General features: G+C 63.3%; 17 protein-coding genes. 7 read left to right on the top strand and 10 right to left on the bottom strand.

Annotated features, from left to right (window positions below):
* Nucleotides 1-2: 2 nt before the first annotated feature.
* The 3 genes from urtC to urtA form a co-directional block, all read right to left on the bottom strand.
* Entirely contained in the window at nucleotides 3-1235 is a 1233-nt protein-coding gene (urtC, locus tag AC3CCE_RS17840) for an urea ABC transporter permease subunit UrtC (protein WP_027049484.1), read from the bottom strand.
* A complete protein-coding gene (urtB, locus tag AC3CCE_RS17835) occupies nucleotides 1232-2848 on the bottom strand; it encodes an urea ABC transporter permease subunit UrtB (RefSeq protein ID WP_352624654.1) in 1617 nt (538 codons plus the stop codon). Before urtB ends, urtC begins: the two co-directional genes overlap by 4 nt.
* 114 nt (nucleotides 2849-2962) lie before the next feature.
* Nucleotides 2963-4273, bottom strand: coding sequence for an urea ABC transporter substrate-binding protein (urtA, locus tag AC3CCE_RS17830; RefSeq protein WP_352624652.1), 1311 nt, complete (start codon nucleotides 4271-4273; stop codon nucleotides 2963-2965).
* A 314-nt stretch (nucleotides 4274-4587) separates the two neighbouring features.
* Between urtA and AC3CCE_RS17825 the strand changes: the two genes are divergently transcribed.
* Complete coding sequence (locus AC3CCE_RS17825; RefSeq protein ID WP_352512622.1) at nucleotides 4588-4983, top strand: hypothetical protein; 396 nt, start codon at nucleotides 4588-4590, stop codon at nucleotides 4981-4983.
* Nucleotides 4984-5100: 117 nt separating this feature from the next.
* Nucleotides 5101-7014: a PhoX family protein gene (locus AC3CCE_RS17820; RefSeq protein WP_352512624.1), complete on the top strand. Its 1914-nt coding sequence runs from the start codon at nucleotides 5101-5103 to the stop codon at nucleotides 7012-7014.
* Between the two features lie 64 nt (nucleotides 7015-7078).
* Here AC3CCE_RS17820 and AC3CCE_RS17815 read toward each other — a convergent pair whose 3' ends face one another.
* The 3 genes from AC3CCE_RS17815 to AC3CCE_RS17805 form a co-directional block, all read right to left on the bottom strand.
* Nucleotides 7079-8650: a GMC family oxidoreductase gene (locus AC3CCE_RS17815; RefSeq protein ID WP_352512625.1), complete on the bottom strand. Its 1572-nt coding sequence runs from the start codon at nucleotides 8648-8650 to the stop codon at nucleotides 7079-7081.
* Between the two features lie 50 nt (nucleotides 8651-8700).
* On the bottom strand, nucleotides 8701-9225 hold the full coding sequence (locus AC3CCE_RS17810; RefSeq protein ID WP_352512627.1) for a gluconate 2-dehydrogenase subunit 3 family protein: 525 nt from the start codon (nucleotides 9223-9225) through the stop codon (nucleotides 8701-8703).
* An 82-nt stretch (nucleotides 9226-9307) separates the two neighbouring features.
* Nucleotides 9308-9703 carry a VOC family protein gene (locus tag AC3CCE_RS17805; RefSeq protein WP_023684616.1) on the bottom strand — a complete coding sequence of 132 codons (396 nt, stop codon included), beginning with the start codon at nucleotides 9701-9703 and terminating at the stop codon, nucleotides 9308-9310.
* A gap of 220 nt (nucleotides 9704-9923) precedes the next feature.
* Here AC3CCE_RS17805 and AC3CCE_RS17800 point away from each other — a divergent pair, with 220 nt between their 5' ends.
* A complete protein-coding gene (locus AC3CCE_RS17800) occupies nucleotides 9924-10226 on the top strand; it encodes a ribbon-helix-helix domain-containing protein (protein ID WP_023670924.1) in 303 nt (100 codons plus the stop codon).
* A gap of 5 nt (nucleotides 10227-10231) precedes the next feature.
* On the opposite strand, the gene AC3CCE_RS17795 is transcribed toward AC3CCE_RS17800, so the two are convergent.
* Nucleotides 10232-10942, bottom strand: coding sequence for a purine-nucleoside phosphorylase (locus tag AC3CCE_RS17795; protein ID WP_352512628.1), 711 nt, complete (start codon nucleotides 10940-10942; stop codon nucleotides 10232-10234).
* Nucleotides 10943-11026: 84 nt separating this feature from the next.
* Complete coding sequence (gene cckA / locus AC3CCE_RS17790) at nucleotides 11027-13597, bottom strand: cell cycle histidine kinase CckA (RefSeq protein ID WP_352624649.1); 2571 nt, start codon at nucleotides 13595-13597, stop codon at nucleotides 11027-11029.
* 205 nt (nucleotides 13598-13802) lie between these two features.
* Here cckA and AC3CCE_RS17785 point away from each other — a divergent pair, with 205 nt between their 5' ends.
* The gene (locus AC3CCE_RS17785) at nucleotides 13803-14519 is read left to right on the top strand and encodes a hypothetical protein (RefSeq protein ID WP_352624647.1); all 717 of its coding nucleotides are present in this window, start codon (nucleotides 13803-13805) and stop codon (nucleotides 14517-14519) included.
* A gap of 173 nt (nucleotides 14520-14692) precedes the next feature.
* Here AC3CCE_RS17785 and dksA read toward each other — a convergent pair whose 3' ends face one another.
* Both dksA and AC3CCE_RS17775 read right to left on the bottom strand, forming a co-directional pair.
* Complete coding sequence (dksA, locus tag AC3CCE_RS17780) at nucleotides 14693-15109, bottom strand: RNA polymerase-binding protein DksA (protein ID WP_023673491.1); 417 nt, start codon at nucleotides 15107-15109, stop codon at nucleotides 14693-14695.
* A gap of 5 nt (nucleotides 15110-15114) precedes the next feature.
* Complete coding sequence (locus tag AC3CCE_RS17775; protein WP_023706174.1) at nucleotides 15115-15294, bottom strand: hypothetical protein; 180 nt, start codon at nucleotides 15292-15294, stop codon at nucleotides 15115-15117.
* A 69-nt stretch (nucleotides 15295-15363) separates the two neighbouring features.
* On the opposite strand from AC3CCE_RS17775, the gene AC3CCE_RS17770 reads away from it, so the two are divergent.
* The 3 genes from AC3CCE_RS17770 (at nucleotide 15364) to AC3CCE_RS17760 (ending at nucleotide 18493) form a co-directional block, all read left to right on the top strand.
* Entirely contained in the window at nucleotides 15364-15867 is a 504-nt protein-coding gene (locus AC3CCE_RS17770) for a SixA phosphatase family protein (RefSeq protein WP_352624645.1), read from the top strand.
* Nucleotides 15868-15953: 86 nt separating this feature from the next.
* Nucleotides 15954-17432, top strand: a complete 1479-nt coding sequence (locus AC3CCE_RS17765; protein WP_488377173.1) for a YcjX family GTP-binding protein — start codon at nucleotides 15954-15956, stop codon at nucleotides 17430-17432.
* Nucleotides 17429-18493 carry a YcjF family protein gene (locus tag AC3CCE_RS17760; RefSeq protein ID WP_352624641.1) on the top strand — a complete coding sequence of 355 codons (1065 nt, stop codon included), beginning with the start codon at nucleotides 17429-17431 and terminating at the stop codon, nucleotides 18491-18493. Before AC3CCE_RS17765 ends, AC3CCE_RS17760 begins: the two co-directional genes overlap by 4 nt.

Raw genomic sequence — 18493 nt, 5'->3', positions numbered from 1 at the left:
CTCTATTCTGCCGGCTGCGGTTCAGGCCCGGACGCGGACCAGGCACCGGGCGTTGTTGCTGCGCTGCGCACGATCTTCGGTGGCGGCGGGACGTCAGGGTCTGTGCCCGCTTCCTCTGCAATCGCTGCAGCCCGCATCGCCCGAGCGTTACCGCGCCAGGAATCCCACATGCCGACGATGCCCTTGGGCAGGAACAGGGTTACGGCGACGAAAAGGCCGCCGAGCGCAAACAGCCAGAACTCCGGCAGCAGGCCGGTGAACCAGGATTTGCCGGCGTTGACCAGCAGCGCGCCGACGATCGGGCCGACAATGGTGCCGCGCCCACCGACGGCTGCCCAGATCACGACTTCGATGGAATTGGACGGCTCGAATTCGCCGGGATTGATGATACCGACCTGCGGCACATAGAGCGCGCCGGCGATGCCGGCCATGACAGCCGAGACGCTGAAGGCAAACAGCTTCACGTTCTCCGCCCGCCAGCCGAGGAAGCGGGTGCGGCTCTCGGCGTCGCGCACCGCCATCAGCAGCTTGCCGTATTTGGAGCCGACGATTGCCCAGGTGATGAAGACGGCGAGCGCGAGTATGATGGCGCTGGCGGCAAACAGGGCCGAGCGGGTGGCGTCGGCCTGCACGTTGAAGCCCAGAATATCCTTGAAATCGGTCAAGCCGTTGTTGCCGCCGAAACCCATGTCGTTGCGGAAGAAGGCGAGCAGCAGCGCGTAGGTCATCGCCTGGGTGATGATGGAGAGATAGACGCCGGTGACGCGGCTGCGGAAGGCGAACCAGCCGAAGACGAAGGCGAGCAGGCCGGGCACCGCCAGCACCATGATGGCGGCGAACCAGAAGTGGTCGAAACCGGTCCAGAACCAGGGCAATTCCTTGTAGTTCAGGAACACCATGAAATCGGGCAGGATCGGATTGCCGTAAACGCCGCGCGAGCCGATCTGGCGCATGAGGTACATGCCCATCGCATAGCCGCCGAGGGCGAAGAAGGCGCCATGGCCGAGCGAGAGGATGCCGCAATAGCCCCAGACGAGATCGAGCGCCAAGGCAAGCAATGCATAGCAGAGGTACTTGCCCGTCAACGCGACGATGTAGGACGGAATATAGAACGCGCTTTGCGGCGACAGTGCGAGGTTGAGCAGCGGCACGATAATGGCGGCCGTCAGCAGGATGAAAATAGTGATGGCGATGCGACGGTCGGCACCCGCGGCGAAGAAGCGTCCCGTGATCATGTTTCCACCGCCCTGCCCTTGAGCGCGAACAGGCCGCGCGGGCGCTTCTGGATGAACAGGATGATCAGCACCAGCACGACGATCTTGCCGAGCACCGCGCCAGCATAGGGTTCGAGAACCTTGTTGACGATGCCGAGCGAGAAGGCGCCGACCAGCGTGCCCCAGAGATTGCCGACGCCGCCGAAGACCACGACCATGAAGCTGTCGATGATGTAGCCGCGGCCGAGATTGGGCGAGACATTGTCGATCTGGCTGAGCGCGACGCCGGCAATGCCGGCAATGCCGGAGCCGAGCGCAAAGGTCAGCGCATCGACCCAAGGCGTCCTGATGCCCATCGAGGCGGCCATGCGGCGGTTGGCGGTGACGGCGCGCATCTGCAGGCCCCAGGGCGTGCGCTTCATAACAAAGAGCAGCACGCCGAAGACGGTGAGCGCGAAGACCAGGATCCAGAGGCGGTTCCAGGTGACGGCGAGTTGGCCGACATCGAACGATCCCGACATCCAGGAGGGGTTGCCGACCTCCTGGTTGGTCGGTCCGAAGATCGAGCGCACCGCCTGCTGCAGGACAAGCGAGACGCCCCAGGTTGCGAGCAGCGTTTCCAGCGGCCGGCCGTAGAGGAAACGGATGACGCCGCGCTCGATGATCAGGCCGACGGAAGCGGCAACCAGGAAGGCGAGCGGCAGCGCGATCACCAGCGACCAGTCGAACAGGCCGGGGAATGAGGTTCGGATCACCTGCTGGACGACGAAGGTGGTGTAGGCGCCGAGCATCACCATCTCGCCATGCGCCATGTTGATGACGCCCATGACGCCGAAGGTGATGGCGAGGCCGATGGCGGCCAGCAGCAGCACCGAGCCAAGCGAGATGCCGTACCATATGTTCTGGCCGGCATCCCACAGCGCCAGGCTCGAATTGATGCTGGCGATTGCCGCCGTCGCGGCATCCTTGACCGCGCCTTGCGCATTGGCCTCGACCGCGGTGAGCAGCGAGACCGCGTCGCGGTCGCCGCGCGCGCCGATCAGGGCAATGGCGGCAAGCTTGTCGGCCTCCGGCTTGTCGGAGACCAGCACCGATGCCGCGCGCGCCTGTTCGAACAATGCCTTGACCTTGGCGTCGGTCTCGGCGGCGATGGCTGCATCGAGCGGCTCGATATTGGCGGCATCGGGGGTCTTGAACATGGTGTCGGCGGCGGCGATGCGGACAGAAGGATCTTTCGCGCGCAACGTCAGCGTTCCCAGCGCATCGCGGATGACACGGCGCAGCGTGTTGTTGACCTTGATCTTCGTGATGTCGGCCTTGGCGGCGTCGCCGGCTTTCTCGCCACTCAGCGGGTCAAGCAGCGTGACGCTGTCGGCGGCCTCACTGCCGACGAAGACCAGGGAATCGGCTTTACGGATGTAAAGGTTGCCTTCGGCGAGCGCTGCAAGCGGGCGTTCAACCAGCGGATCGCCGGTGGCGGCAAGCTCGCGCACCACGGCCTCGGTGGCGGAAAAGCCGGTGCCGGTGGCGAATTTGGCGACGATGGCGCGCAGATCGGCTTCGGCTGCGTTCGACGGCAAAAGACTTGCCACCAGGAACACCAGCATGAGGCCGAGAGTGCGCGACAGGATCATCCGTTCAGATACTTTCCGGGAGGGTGGAATTTGGCGTCCGGGCGGGCTGAAGCGCCCGGACGCTTGGCGGTACCGATCGTGGACGCGTCCACGATCGGTCAGTCCCGGGAGGGATCAGTTCGTGCCCTTGCCGCCGCATTTGCCGGTGGCAACGTTGAAGTTGCCGCAGGACAGAGGCGCGCGCCAATCCGAAATCAGGTCCTTGGAATCGGGCAGATAGTCGGACCATTCGTCGCCCATCACGAGGCCGGGCGTCTGCGACACGGTCTCGAACTGGCCGTCGGCTTGAATCTCGCCGATCAGCACCGGCTTGGTGATGTGATGGTTCGGCATCATGGTCGAATAGCCGCCGGTGAGGTTCGGCACGGACACGCCGACCATGGCGTCGATGACCTTGTCGGGATCGGTGGTGCCGGCCTTTTCGACCGCCTTCACCCACATGTTGAAGCCGATATAGTGAGCTTCCATCGGGTCGTTGGTGGTGCGCTTGTCATTCTTGATGAACTTGTGCCAGTCGGCGATGAACTTCTTGTTTTCGGGTGTGTCGACGCTCTCGAAATAGTTCCAGGCAGCGAGATGGCCGACCAGCGGCGCGGTATCGAGACCGGCCAGTTCTTCTTCGCCGACCGAGAAGGCCATGACCGGGATGTCCTCGGCCTTGACGCCCTGGTTGCCGAGTTCCTTGTAGAACGGAACGTTGGCGTCGCCATTGACGGTCGAGACGACGGCGGTCTTTTTGCCGGCAGAGCCGAATTTCTTGATTGCGGAGACTTCGGTCTGCCAGTCGGAGAAGCCGAACGGCGTGTAGTTGACCATGATGTCTTCGGCGGCGACGCCCTTGGCCTTCAGATAGGCCTCGAGGATTTTGTTGGTGGTGCGGGGATAGACGTAGTCGGTGCCTTCCAGCACCCAGCGCTTCACCGAGCCACCGTCTTCGCTCATGAGATAATCGACAGCGGGAATCGCCTGCTGGTTCGGGGCGGCGCCGGTGTAGAACACGTTGCGCTCGCTTTCCTCGCCCTCATACTGGACGGGGTAGAACAGGATGTTGTCGAGTTCTGAGAACACCGGCAGCACCGATTTGCGCGACACCGAGGTCCAGCAGCCGAACACGGCGGCGACCTTGTCCTTGGAGATCAGCTCGCGCGCCTTCTCGGCGAAGAGCGGCCAATTGGAGGCCGGATCGACAACGACCGCCTCAAGCTTCTTGCCGAGCAGGCCGCCCTTGGCGTTCTGCTCTTCGATGAGCATCAGCATGGCGTCTTTCAGCGTCGTCTCCGAAATCGCCATGGTCCCCGACAGCGAATGCAAAATGCCGACCTTGATCGTGTCTTCGGCGGCCTTGGCCGGAGACGACATCGACAGGCCGGCGGCGACCACGCCGGCCGAAAACATTTTTGTTATTGTGGAGAAATTACCCTTCATACCGAAGACTCCCAAGCTGTTTGATTGCACCGCGATAATGCAATGCAACTGCCGTGCCAAACGCAAAGGCGCCGCTCACAAGAATGGAATAGCCGAGCGTTATCAGCCGGTTGGTATATTAGCCTGGAGAAACAACAATGGCAGCCAGTGAAAATTGATTGAGCTAAATTTGCGCAGCGCACACGACTTTTGCCTAATTTTCGCCCAATTGAGACAAATGCCTAGTTTTTGATCTCCGGCCGTGGGTTCCGGGCGAACAATGTTGCGGCACCGCGCAAAAATAGGGCAAGCTCGCCCTTCAAAAGAGAGACGTCATGACATCTCGCATCTCACGCATTTCCGGCATCCTGCTGCTGATGGCAACGAGCGGCGCCGCGCGCGCCGATTTCAGCGAGGGCAAACTTCCTGACGGCACCTATCATTGCGAGGTCTATTTGCTCGGCGCCTTCCTCAACCTCGGCGACATCACCATCAAGGGCAATGTCTATACCGGCCCGGTGACGTTCGGAACGGCGCTGCAAGGCTACAACTATCAGATGAACGCCAATGGCGAGATCACCTGGCTCGGGCCGCTGGGCGGCTATACCACCGGTGGCAACTCCGTCTCCATGACACAGGCAACACTGGACGGCGAGACCGCCCCGTCATTCGACATCATTCTGAAGCAGCCCGACGGCGCCTTCACCGCCTCGACCTGCACCAAGGGCTGAGCGATGCGTAGTGCCGCGCCCAGTTGCGGCAAAACCTTCCTCTTATGTCATGTGAATGTTGCCTAAGCAGACTAGGGCAACGGTGCGCCGTAACATCCACCCTGAGAGGCAGACACCATGGCCAATGCACCGTCTTCATCCTCCCCCGTCATCCGCGAAATCATCGCCGAGCGCGTCTCGCGCCGGTCTCTTTTGAAAGGCAGCCTCGCCTCCGGCGCGCTGATTGCCGGCGGCAGCTTTGTCGGCTCCTTGTTTGCCGGCGAAACGCATGCCGCCACAGCGCAGTCGACGCTCGGCTTTCCCGAGCTGAAACGGGTCTACGGCAAGACCCATGCCGCCGCCGAAGGCTATGAGACGACCATCGTCGCGCGCTGGGGCGACCCGCTTACAGCCGGCCTCGCCGAATTCGACGGCAACAAGGTCGCGGCGGAGGAACAGGAAAAGCGCTTCGGCTACAATTGCGACTACATCGCCTTCATGCCGCTGCCCAAGGGCACGGTGAATTCCGATCATGGCCTGCTCTGCGTCAACAACGAATACATCTCGCCCAATGTGATGTTTCCGGGGATGACCGAGGGCGATGCCGGCAAGACGATGACCAGGGAACAGGTCGATCTCGGCATGGCCGCGATGGGCCATTCGATCGTCGAGGTGCAATTGAAGGACGGCAAGTGGGCAAGCGTGGCGGACAGCCCGCTGAACCGCCGCATCACCGCCAACACCGAAATGACCGTTTCCGGACCGGTTGCCGGCCATGCGCTGATGAAGACCTCGGCCGACGCGACTGGCACGAAAGTGCTCGGCACCAGCTACAACTGCAGCGGCGGTTTCACCCCCTGGGGTACGGTGCTGACCTGCGAGGAAGGCGTGTCCGACATTTTCGGCGGCGACCCGAAAAAGGCGCCGGCCGCCGAGCTTCTGGACCGTTACGGCTTCAACGGCTCCGATATCTATGGCCGCGGCCGCTTCCATGACCGCTTCAACCTCGACAAGGAACCGAACGAGGCCAACCGCTTCGACTGGGTGGTCGAGATCGACCCTTACGATCCTCAGTCCAAGCCGGTGAAGCGCACGGCACTTGGCCGCATGTCGCATGAGGCCTCGACCGTGGTCCTCAACAAGGACGGCCACGTCGTGGTCTATATGGGTGATGACGACTATTTCGAATATATGTACCGCTTCGTCTCAGCCAAGGCCTATGACAAGGCCAATGCGGCCTCCGGCGCCGATCTGCTCGACGATGGCGTGCTGTCGGTCGCCCGGTTCGATGCCGATGGCTCGATGACGTGGCTGCCGCTGGTGCACGGCCAGGGCAAGCTTACCGCCGAGAACGGTTTTGCCGACCAGGCCGAGGTGCTGTTGAAGACGCGGTTTGCGGCAGATGCGCTCGGCGCCACGCCGATGGACCGGCCCGAGGACATCGAGACCAATCCGGTGACCGGCCGCGTCTATGCGGTGATGACCAAGAACAAGAAGCGCGACCAGTCAAAGGTCAATCCGGCCAACACGCGGCCGGAAAATCTCTGGGGCCATATTGTCGAGTTGATCCCGCCTGGCGGCCGCGGCGCGGACGCCGACCACACGGCCGAAAACTATGCCTGGGACCTGTTCGTGCTCTGCGGCAACCCGAAAGATGCCAAGGTCGGCGCCACTTTTCATCCGGATACGTCGGACAATGGCTGGTTCGTCTGCCCCGACAACATCACCTTCGACCCGGCGGGGCGGCTGTGGGTGGCGACGGACGGCGCCAATGCTTTCGACCTGCCGGACGGCGTCTACGGCGTCGACACCGAAGGTGCGGCGCGCGGCCTGCCGAAGCTGCTGTTCACCTGCCCGCACGGCGCCGAAGCGACCGGCCCGTGCTTCACGCCGGACGGCACGACTTTGTTCCTGTCGGTGCAGCACCCTGCGGAAGATGCCGAGACGCTCGACAAGGTGCAGACGCTATGGCCCGATTTCAAAGACGGCCAGTTGCCGCGACCTTCCGTCGTCGCCATCCGCCGCAGGGACGGACAGCCGGTCGGCGCATAGTGAGTCCCAGGGAAAAAGGCGGAACGCGCCATGCGCGTTCCGCGTAGCGATCCGGGAGGACGGCTCAGATCGTCTTGGCCGACATTTGCGAAGCGATGTATTCGGCCTGGCGGATAGCCAGCGACACGATCGTCAGCGTCGGATTTTCAGCCGCACCGGTCGTGAACTGGCTGCCGTCCGACACGAACAGGTTCTTGATGTCGTGCGCCTGGCCGTGCTTGTTGACGACGCCGTCTTCCGCCTTTTCGCTCATCCGGTTTGTGCCGAGATTGTGGGTTGAGGGATAGGGCGGCGTCGGGAAGGAGCGCGTCGCGCCGACCGCATCGTAAAGCGCTGTGGCCTGCTTGTAGGCATGATTGCGCATCGCCGTGTCGTTGGGATGATCATCGAAATGCACGTCGGCGATCGGCATGCCGTGCGCGTCCTTCTCGTCCTTGTGCAGCGTGACGCGGTTTTCCGCGCGCGGCATGTCCTCGCCGACGATCCACAGGCCAGCCATGTGATCATAGTGGTCGAGCGCGGTGGTGAATGAACGGCCCCAGCCGCCGGGATTGAGGAAGGCGGCCATGAAGGGCAAGCCGAGCGACAGCGTCTCGAATTCATAGCCGCCGACAAAGCCGCGTGAGGGATCGTGCCGCGCCTCGTCGCGGATAATGCCGGCCATGGTGGTGCCGCGATACATATGCACCGGTTGGTCGAAAATGGCGTAGACCGAACCGGTGGTGTGGCGCATGTAGTTCTTGCCGACCTGCCCCGACGAATTGGCAAGCCCTTGCGGAAACTTCGCTGACTCGGAGTTCAGCAGCAGGCGCGGGCTTTCGATCGAGTTGCCGGCGACGGCGACAATGCGGGCCTTCTGCTCCTGCAGATTGCCGTCCTTGTCGGCATAGACGACGCCGGTCACTTTTCCGGTAGCGTCATGGTTGATCTTGATCGCCATGGCGTTTGGCCGGACCTCGAGATGGCCGGTCGCCTCACCCTTGGGAATCTCCGTGTAGAGCGTCGACCATTTGGCGCCCCATTTGCAGCCCTGGAAGCAGAAGCCGGTCTGTTGGCAGGAGTTGCGGTCGTCGCGCTCGACCGAATTGATTGCCATGTTGCCGGTATGACATTCCTTATAGCCGAGCTTGTCGGCGCCGGCCTTGAGCACCTTGAAATTGTTGTTGCCGGGCAGCCGCGGCCAGCCATTGGTGCCGGTGACGCCCATCTTGGCTTCCGCCTTGGCGTAGTACGGCTCCATCTCGGCCAATGTGACTGGCCAGTCCAGCAGGTTGGCGCCTTCCAGCTTGCCGTAGGTCGAGAGCGTCCTGAACTCATGCTCCTGGAAGCGCAGCGAGGCGCCTGCCCAGTGCGTGGTCGAGCCGCCGACCGATTTGACGATCCAGGCCGGCAAATTGGGGAAATCCTTCGACACCCGCCAGTCGCCTGAGGTTGTGCGCTTGTCCGTCCAGGCGAGCTGGCTGAAGGAACCCCACTCGTCATTGATGAAATCCTCGTATTCGTGGCGCGCGCCGGCCTCGAGGATGACGACATCGACGCCTTTCTGGGCGAGTTCGTTGCCGAGCGTGCCGCCGCCGGCGCCGGAGCCGATGATCACGACCACGCCGTCGTTGTTGAGATCAAATGAAGCTGCCATGGTTTCCTCCCATGAATTCCTGTTTGCGGGGTTTCAAAACGACGGAGGGCTCAGAGCCACTCTATGTCGTCGAAACCGCGCGCGATGTAGCCGCCCTTGGAGTAGGATTCGCCCTCGTAGCCGAAGATCGGCCACACCTCCTGCTGGTTGTAGAGGCTGACGACGAGGCCGCCGCGGATGGACTGGAAGAACGGCGTCGCCTCGATCTGCTGCAGCACGGCGACGCGCTGCTCCTCCCAGCCGAGGCCGCGATAGCCGCCCTCGCCCGACTTCTTGTCGAGGTCGGCGATGCCGTCTTCGATCATCGTCTTGTAGGCAGCGTCCTTGCCGGCCTGCTCGTCATGGCTTTTTACGGCGATGGCGTAGTATTTGTCGGGCACCTGATCGTGCGGATAGATGTCGCGCGCCATCTGGATCAGCGTCGCCATGGTTTCGGGCTTGAGCGCTGATGTCTCGAGCCCCCAGGCATTTTCAGGGCTGATGACGGCGCTGCCGGAAATGACCAGCAACGCGCCGATGCCGCCGCGTTTGAGAAGTTCACGACGTGAGAGCCTCGCGTCATAGATCGTGACCATTTTGTTCCTCCCTGCTTGCTGTTTGCGCCCTTGAAAAGCGCCGTTGCTGGCGTCGCGCGGGCTGAATGCGGCCGATAATCCCCTACTGGAAGCGCCCTCCACGCTGCAGAACCTCGATCTTGTAGCCGTCGGGGTCCTCAATGAAGAAAAAGCGGGCGATCAGCGATCCGTCGCGGTTGAATTCGACGATCTTCTTGGGGTTGAGGCCGAGCGCGCCGATCCGGTCGTGTTCGCTGTCGAGATCGGACACCGAGACCGCCAGATGGCCGTAACCGTCGCCAAGCCCATAAGGCTCGGTGCGGCCCTTGTTCACGGTGAGTTCGAGCTCGAACCCCGTTTCGGCGTTGGCAAGGTAAATCAGCGTGAATGTCTCGAAATCCAGCCTGTCGGCGACGTCGAGCCCGAAAGCGTTTCTGTAGAAATCGACGGATCTGGCCTCTTGGAGAACCCGGATCATGGAATGGATTGCCTTTGCCAAATCAGTCTCCGCCGCTGCATGTTGGAGGCGATTATGGGCGGCACGCGCGAAAGGTGGTGGCAGCCGGTTACCACGGCTAAATTTGCAATCGCTGCTATGCCTGCGCCTAAAGACGAAAGTCCGATTGCCGATTCGGCCCACAAGGCCGAACATGCAGGGACAACCACAACTTGAAAGCGCGACACGCTGCGCCCAAAACCAACAATATCGGGAGGTAAGGATGTGCAGGGTTTTTGCCGGGCAGGATCCGGAAGGCTATCGACAGATCAACCGGTCGATCCGCATCGACGGTCACTCTACGAGTATCCAGCTTGAAGGAACGTTCTGGGCGCTGCTTGACGAAATTGCCGACAGCCAGGGCCTGACGACGCCGAAGTTCATCTCAAAACTCTATGACGAAGCGATCGAGATCAACGGCGCCATTCCCAACTTCGCGTCGATGCTGCGTACCACCTGCGCGCTCTATCTGCGCGGTCACCGGCCAGACATGGATGAGCTGACGCCGAAGCGCGAAGCGGCCTGAGGAAGCTAGCCTTCCGCCGCAACGTCGAGCCCGAGCCGCGCCATATCGGTGAACAGCGCCTGACGTTCGGAATAGGCAGTCTGTTCGCCGGTCACGATGTTGTCGACGACGGTCAGCAGCGACAGCGCGCGGGCGCCGAAATGCGCCGCGATTCGGTAGAGTGCGCTGGTTTCCATATCGACAGCGAGAGCGCCAAGCGCCTGCGCTTCGGCAAAGCGGTCGCGCCCTTCAGGGTGGTAGAAGACATCGCTGCAGATGGTCAGCCCGGCCTGGTGGTCGATGCCGAGCTGGGCGGCGCAGGCCAAAGCGTGGGCGAACAGGCCGGGATCGGGCCCGGCGGCAGCATCGTAGAGGCCGAAGACCTGGCCGCTTTGGTCGCTTTCGGCGCGCACCGACTGCGAGATCACCAAGGAGCGCAGCGGCACGCGGGGTGTCAGGCCGCCGCAGGTGCCTGTGCGGATCAGCGTTTTTACGCCGTGAACATCCAGGAGTTCATGCGCATAGACCAGGAAGGACGGGACACCGATGCCGGTGGCCTGGATGCTGATGAGACGGCCGCGATAGAGACCAGTGAAGCCGAGTGCGCCCCGGCGGCGGTTGACGCAGCGCGGCGCCTCAAGAAATGTCTTTGCCATCCACTCGGCGCGTTGCGGATCGCCCGGCAACAGCACCGTTGCGGCATAGTCGCCCCTGGCAGCCTCGTTGTGCGGCGTCACGACATGCTCCCCAAAACCCGCCGCCCGTTTCGCCTGCAATCATGGCAGTGTCACGTCATTGCGCAAGCTTTGAATTAGGGCGCCCTAGGACTCCAATACATCCTTAACCACGGTGGCCAGTTGCTTGAGGGAGAACGGCTTCGGCAGGAAGCCGAATTGCGCGTCCGGCGGCAGGTTTCTGGCGAAAGCGTCTTCGGCATAGCCGGACACGAAGACGAACTTAATGTCGGGCTGGCGCTTGCGCAGTTCGCCGAGCAGCGTCGGTCCGTCCATTTCCGGCATCACCACGTCGGACACGACGATATCGACCTTGCCGCCGAGCGCTTCGAAGACTTCCAGCGCCTCGACGCCCGAGGAGGCCTCATGGACGGTATAGCCGCGCGAGGTCAGCGCCCGCGAGCCGCCCATGCGCACGGCGTCTTCGTCCTCGACGAGGAGCACAGTGGCCGAGCCCGACAGGTCCTTGGCGCTGTCGGCGGCTTTCACCGGCGCAGCCGGCGCCTCGCTGACGTCGCCGGGCTTCTTCGCCTCCACGATATGGCGCGGCAAGAAGATGCGGAAGGTCGAGCCCTTGCCGACTTCGGAATCGCAGAAGATGAAACCGCCGGTCTGCTTGATGATGCCATAGACCATCGACAGCCCAAGGCCGGTGCCTTTGCCGACTTCCTTAGTGGTGAAGAACGGCTCAAAAATCTTCTTCAGCACGTCCGGCGCAATGCCCGAGCCGCTATCCTCGACCTCGACCACGACATAGTCGGCAGGCGTGAGCTCGCGGTAGGAGAAGCTCTTGCATTGTTCGGCGGTGACGTTGCGGGTGCGCACGGTGAGGTCGCCGCCGGCCGGCATGGCGTCGCGCGCGTTGACGGCCAGGTTGACCACCACCTGCTCGAACTGGCCGATATCGACCTTGACCGGCCACAAATCGCGGCCGTGGTCGACCTTCAGCTTGATCTCGTTGCCAACCAGGCGGGCAAGCAGCATCCGGAGATCGGCAAGCACGTCGGTCAGGTTCAGCACTTCCGGCCGCAATGTCTGCTTGCGCGAGAAGGCGAGCAACTGCCGCACCAGCGAGGCCGCCCGGTTGGCATTCTGCTTGATGTTCATGATGTCGGGGAAGGACGGGTCCGACGGCCGGTGATTGGTCAGCAAAAGATCCGACGCCATCATGATGGCGGTCAGCACATTGTTGAAGTCGTGGGCGATGCCGCCGGCGAGCTGTCCGACCGCCTGCATCTTCTGGCTCTGCGCCATCTGGCCCTCGAGCGCCTTCTGCTCGGTGGTCTCGACGGCATAGACGATGGCCGATTCCTCGGCGCCCTCGCCGGTGCCGTCGGCGACGGCGTTGACGTAGAAGCGGATGTGACGCTCCTCATTGCCGGGCAGCAGCGTGTCGATCGGCTCGATGTCGGCCTGCCTCAGCCGCGCCTTTTCGAACGCGGCGGCAAAGGCCGGCCGGTCGCGCTCGTGGATCACGGTGTCCAGCCGCACGCGGCGGTCGACCGCGTCGCCGTCGACGACGGAGGAAAACAGCGACAGGAACGGCGCGTTGGTGCGCAGGATGCGGCCGCCATTGTCGACGGCGGCAATGGCCATCGGCGTCGAATTGAAGAAACGGGTGAAGCGCACTTCCGAAGCACGAAGGTCGGCCGATGCGTCCTCGCCCTGGGTGCGGTTGAGCACGATGGTGCGGGTGGGACCGTTGGTCCCCTCGCGGCTGGCCGAGACCCGATGCATGAAGCGCACCGGCAGCGCCTCGCCGGTCGTCGTCGTAAGATCGAGATCGATGACGGCGTTGCGGGTGGTGCCGGGATCGGCCTTGACCGAGCGCACCAGCGCCATGCCGTCGCCGGCGACGATTTCCGGGAGTGTCACCGCGCCAGGGGTGAAGCTCGCCAGATCGATGCCCAGCCATTCGGCGAGCGTGGCGTTGATGTAGGTGACACGGCCTTCCTGGTCGGCTGAGAAGAAACCGGCCGGCGCATGGTCGAGATGGTCGATGGCCTTCTGCAAGTCGAGGAAGAAACGCTCCTGCTCGGCCCGTTCCTGCGAGATATCGGCAAGCTGCCAGGCAAGCATCGGCAGGCGCTGACCGGGAACGCTGAAGGTCCGGGCCCGCGCCCGGTACCAGCGCGCGCCCGGTTCGGCGCCCGGCCGGATCGACTGTGCTAGCCGGAACTCACCGTCGCCGGCCTGGCCATCGCGCAAGCCCGAGGCCAGCCGGTATATGGTCACCGAAGCTTCGGGGACATCGGAAAGCAGGCCTTCGACCGTCTTCAGATCGGCGGCCGACGCAGCACCGGTCATCTCGGCGTAGGCCCGGTTGGCATAGACGACGCGGCCCTTGGTGTCGGTGACGATCAGGCCCTGCGACATCGAATCGACGAAGGCCTTCGACAGTTCATCCCCGGTCGAACGCGGCGCGATCTGCACGAAGCCGATGGCCGTGGCGAACAGGAAGCCAACGCCGATCATGGCAAGCACGCCCAGCATGCCGAGCAGGAACGGATCGCCAAGACGCTCGCGGAAAATGCCGAAAACGATCGCGGCCCCGGTCAGGACGATGATGAACACGATGAGCCGGGTAACCGCGCCTGGCCGCGTGTTCTGATCGACGATTGGTACCGGATAGAAATCGCCGCGCGTTTCCCTGGCCATATGCCCCCTGCTCGTGAGTTGTCCGACACCGCCCCCGGCCGGTTGAATCACATTCTCCTAATCCGGAAAAGGCCTTGGCGGCAAATGTCGGGTAAAAATGACGCGTCGGTGTTTTCAAGCTGTTCACGAAGCGTGAAGGCAACTTGCGGTGGCTGGCCGCAACGGTCTAGTGTCCCTCCACTTCAAAAGCCGATTGGGGGCACCGATGCAGTGGCTGGATAATGTGGCGGGTCCCGGATATGCCGCAGCGCTGCTGTGGACGTTTGCTGCCCTTGTCCTGCTGGTCATCGTGCTCATCATCATCAGGCTGATCCGCAACCTGACCTTCGGCACCTTCGTTGCCGGCGGGAGGAACCGCAAGACACGGCTGGCGGTCATGGACGCCACGGCGGTCGACAGCCACCGCCGGCTGGTGCTCATCCGTCGCGACGACATCGAACACCTGCTTTTGATCGGCGGCCCAACCGACGTTGTCGTCGAGCGCGATATCAGGCTTGCAGCGCCACGCCGTCCGGCATTGACCGGCGATGGCGGTGTTGGCCAGCAGCAACAGGCGCCGCGTCCGCGCGCACCACAACCCGCTCCCGCCGCGCCCGCAAGGCAGGCGCCGCCGCCGCAACCGGTAAGGGCTGCTCCGGCCGCCGTTCCGCCGCGCCAGGCCGCGCCGGCGCCGAAACCGGCTCAAATCTACCAGGCGACCAATGTGACACCGCTGCCGGCCTATGGCTCCGCCGCCAATACTGCCCGGCAGGCCCCGCCACCGAAGCATGAGTCCATCGACGATACCCTGATGCGGGAGCTCGAGGTCTCGCTCGACGATTCGCACCCCAAACCGGCAAGCAAGCCGGCTGCGAAGGCACCGCAGTCTCTCGACGACGAGATGACCAAGCTGCTCGGCGAACTCGCCAGCCAGAAACGATAAAGCCCGGCGAACCGTCACATCTTGCCGCTTCCCGATCGGAACGGCGCTTAAAGCGCGTCGTCCGTTTCAGCGCGACGCTTTAACTTCGTGCGATTAAACCCTTCGGCCAAAAACAGAAATGGCCGGGAAACCCGGCCATTTCTGATGAAACAGTCCTGCCTGACGGCAGCGGCTCAATCGTCGCGATAGACCTTCTCGCGGCGTTCGTGGCGCTCCTGCGCTTCGATCGACAAGGTCGCGATCGGACGCGCGTCGAGACGCTTCAGCGCGATCGGCTCGCCGGTTTCCTCGCAATAGCCGTAAGTGCCTTCATCGATGCGCTGCAGCGCCGAATCGATCTTTGAAATGAGCTTGCGCTGGCGGTCGCGGGCGCGAAGCTCGATGGCGCGGTCGGTTTCCGAGGAAGCGCGATCGGCGAGATCGGGATGGTTGGCGTTTTCCTGCTGCAGGATTTCGAGTGTTTCGCGCGCTTCGCGCAGTATGTCGGTCTTCCAGGTGACGAGCTTCAAGCGAAAGTAGGATTTCTGCCGTTCGTTCATGAACGGCTCGTCTTCGGAGGGTACGTAATTGGCTGTAACGATATCGTTCATTCGACTCACCCAACAACCCCAAATTTGGCGCCTATATATTCGCGCAGAGAAGGCTGCACAAGCGTAATCCGCGCGCGTTTCACGCAATTGTTAATGCCGCGCGGGCGATCCTCAGCAAAGCCTTCCATAGGAAGGGCGCGGGCGAATTCGCACATGATTCGCTGCGCTTGGGCGTCGCCGCCCATTGTGCCTCAGGCCTTTCTCGTGGCTAATCCAGTTGTGTCATTGGTGGGCAGCACACCATTGGGGGTCCGGTGAGCAGACTGTATCTGTTGAGGCATGCGAAGGCTGGCTGGGCCCTGCCCGGCGTGCGCGACTTCGACCGCCCGCTCGACGCATCCGGCATTGCCGATGCCGAAATGATGGGGACGGCGATGCGTGCCCGCAACTACATCCCCGATATCACGCTCTGCTCCAACGCCAAGCGCGCGCGCCAGACGCTGGAAGGCATCGCCGGCCACACCGATACCGGCCGGGTGCTGTTCTTCGACACGCTCTACAGCGAGGATGCCGCCGGCTACCTCGCCATCATCCGCAGCAATGGCGGGCCGGGCTCGCTGCTCGTCATAGGCCACAATCCGATGACGGAAGACCTTGCCATGGCGGTCTCGGGCGACGGCGACGAGGCTGCTCGGGCCATCATGAACCATGGTTTCCCGACCTCCGGCCTTGCGGTCGTGCGCTTCAGCGGCAACCTCACCGAGGCTGCGCAAGGCGCGGGCTACCTCGAAGCCTTCCTGACGCCCGTCGATCTCTGAGCCGAGCCGGCCGAGGCCGGGCGCCATTTCAAACTTGAACCGCAAAGCCTATATCGGGCGCAAGAGCACGCCTGAGAGAACAGATTTTGGCATCATCGCTGACCACATTCACCGACGAAGCGAGAATTGCCCTGGATACGCTGTCGGGGCGTGCGAGCGGGCTTTTTTCGCCGTCGCTTCGGCTGGGCGTCACCGGCCTGTCCCGGGCCGGCAAGACGGTGTTCATCTCGGCTCTCGTCCACAATCTCGTCCATGGCGGGCGCCTGCCGCTGTTCGAGGCGCAGAAGTCGGGACGGATCGCTCGCGCCTTCCTCGAGGAACAGCCGGACGATGCCGTGCCGCGTTTTCAGTACGAGGACCATATCTCCGCCCTGGTCAACGACCGTGTCTGGCCGGACTCGACGCGCGCCATTTCGGAACTCAGGCTCACCATCGAATATGAGTCTGCCTCCGGTTGGAACCGGATGTTTTCCAGCGGCCGATTGTCGGTCGACATCGTCGACTACCCCGGCGAATGGCTGCTCAACCTGCCGCTGCTCGGCAAATCCTTCGCCGATTTTTCGCATGAAGCTTTTGAGATGGCTATGCTGCCGGTGCGGGCCGACCTGTCGCAGGACTGGCGGGCGCTGTCGGCGAGGATCGACCCCAATGCCGACTCCGACGAGATGACGGCGCGGCGCCTCGCCGAGAGTTTTGCCGCCTACCTCAAGGCCTGCAAGCTCGACGAGCGGGCGCTTTCGACCTTGCCGCCCGGCCGTTTCCTGATGCCTGGCGACCTCGAGGGATCGCCGGCGCTGACCTTCGCGCCCTTGCTGCTCAAGGGTGAGAAACGGCCGCGGTCCGGCTCGCTGCAAGCGATGATGGAGCGCCGCTACGAGGCCTACAAGACGCATGTGGTGAAACCGTTCTTCCGCGAACACATCACCCGCCTCGACCGCCAGATCGTGGTGATCGACGCGATGCAGGCGTTGAACGCCGGCCCCGGCGCGATGGCCGACCTGGAACGCGCGGTGACCGAAATCCTCTCCTGTTTCCGTCCTGGCCGAGGCAATTTCCTCACCGACCTGTTTTCACGCCGCATCGACCGCATCCTGGTTGCTGCGACCAAGGCCGACCATTTGCATCACGAAAGCCATGACCGGCTGCAGGCAATCGTGCGGCGGCTTGCCGACCGCGCCGTGGCGCGGGCAAATTTCACCGGCGCCGATGTCGACGTGGTCGCCATGGCGGCGGTGCGCGCGACGCGCGAAGGCACGGTCAAGCAAGGCCGCGAAACCCTGCCGGTGATCATCGGCACGCCGCTGAAGGGCGAGAAGATCAACGGTGAAACCTTTGATGGTAAAGCCCAAACCGCCATATTTCCCGGGGACTTGCCGGAGAAAATTGACGCGGTTTTCGACGTTTCCGAAGCCGACCACCGGCAGAGCAGCGACGATCCGGCGATCCGTTTCGTGCGCTTTCGCCCGCCAAAGCTCGAACGCACCGCTGAAGGCGTCACGCTGTCGCTGCCGCATATCAGGCTGGACCGCGCCTTGCAGTTCCTGATCGGAGACCATCTGGCATGACCGCGCCCCGCAGACCGGCAGCTTTCCGCATCGAGCCGGAGGCCGAACCGAAGCAGGAAACGCGCCGCCCCCATGCCGAGCCGCCGCGCAAGCCGCGCACCGTCGTCGTGCCGGCCGAGATCGATGTCTTCGATGAGCCGGACATTGTCGCCGCCGAACCGCCGCCGGCGACCGCGCCGCGCAGGCGCTCGCTGTTTGCCAGCCTGTTTTTCGGCGCGGCCGGCGTGCTGGTTTCGCTCGCCGTCGGCCTGTGGACCGACCAGCTCATCCGCGACCTGTTCGAGCGCGCAGAGTGGCTGGGGTGGCTGGCAGCGGGAATGGCCGCAATTGCCGTGTTGGCCCTCGCAGTCGTGCTGGTGCGCGAATTCCTGGCTATCGCCCGGCTGGCCGAGGTCGAAAAACTGCAAAAGCGGGCGCTCGATGCCGTGGCGCGCGACGATCCGAAGGCTGCAAGGGCCGTCGTCGAAGAGCTTTCGGCCTTTGTCGCTGCGAAACCCGAAACCGCGGCCGGCAGGCGCTCCCTGGCCGAATTGCGCGGCGAGATCATCGATGGCGGCAATCTGGTGCGACTGGCCGAGACCGAGATTCTCGGGCCGCTCGATGCGAGAGCCAAGGTGATGATCCTCGAAGCAGCCAAACGCGTGTCGCTGGTCACCGCCGTCAGCCCCCGCGCACTCGTAGACGTTGCCTATGTCGTGTTCGAGGCCGGGCGCCTGATCCGCCGCTTGTCCGAACTCTACGGCGGCAAGCCGGGCACGCTGGGCTTTTTCCGGCTGGCGCGCAGCGTTCTTGCCCATCTGGCGGTGACCGGCTCGATCGCCGTCGGCGACAGCTTTGTCCAGCAGATCGTCGGGCATGGCCTTGCCGCACGGCTTTCGGCGAAACTCGGCGAAGGCGTGGTCAACGGCATGATGACGGCGCGTATCGGCATTGCTGCCATGGAGACGGCGCGGCCCCTGCCCTTCATTGCCGGCAGGCGGCCGGGTATGGGCGATTTCCTGTCGGCGCTGACCTCGTTTGCGGCCAGAAAAGAGAATGAAGCACCCGCCTCGACCAAGTGA

This window comes from Mesorhizobium sp. P160187 (genome assembly GCF_057766425.1).
The sequence above is the reverse complement of the archived record's forward strand: the minus strand, read 5'-3'. Positions and strand labels throughout refer to the sequence as shown.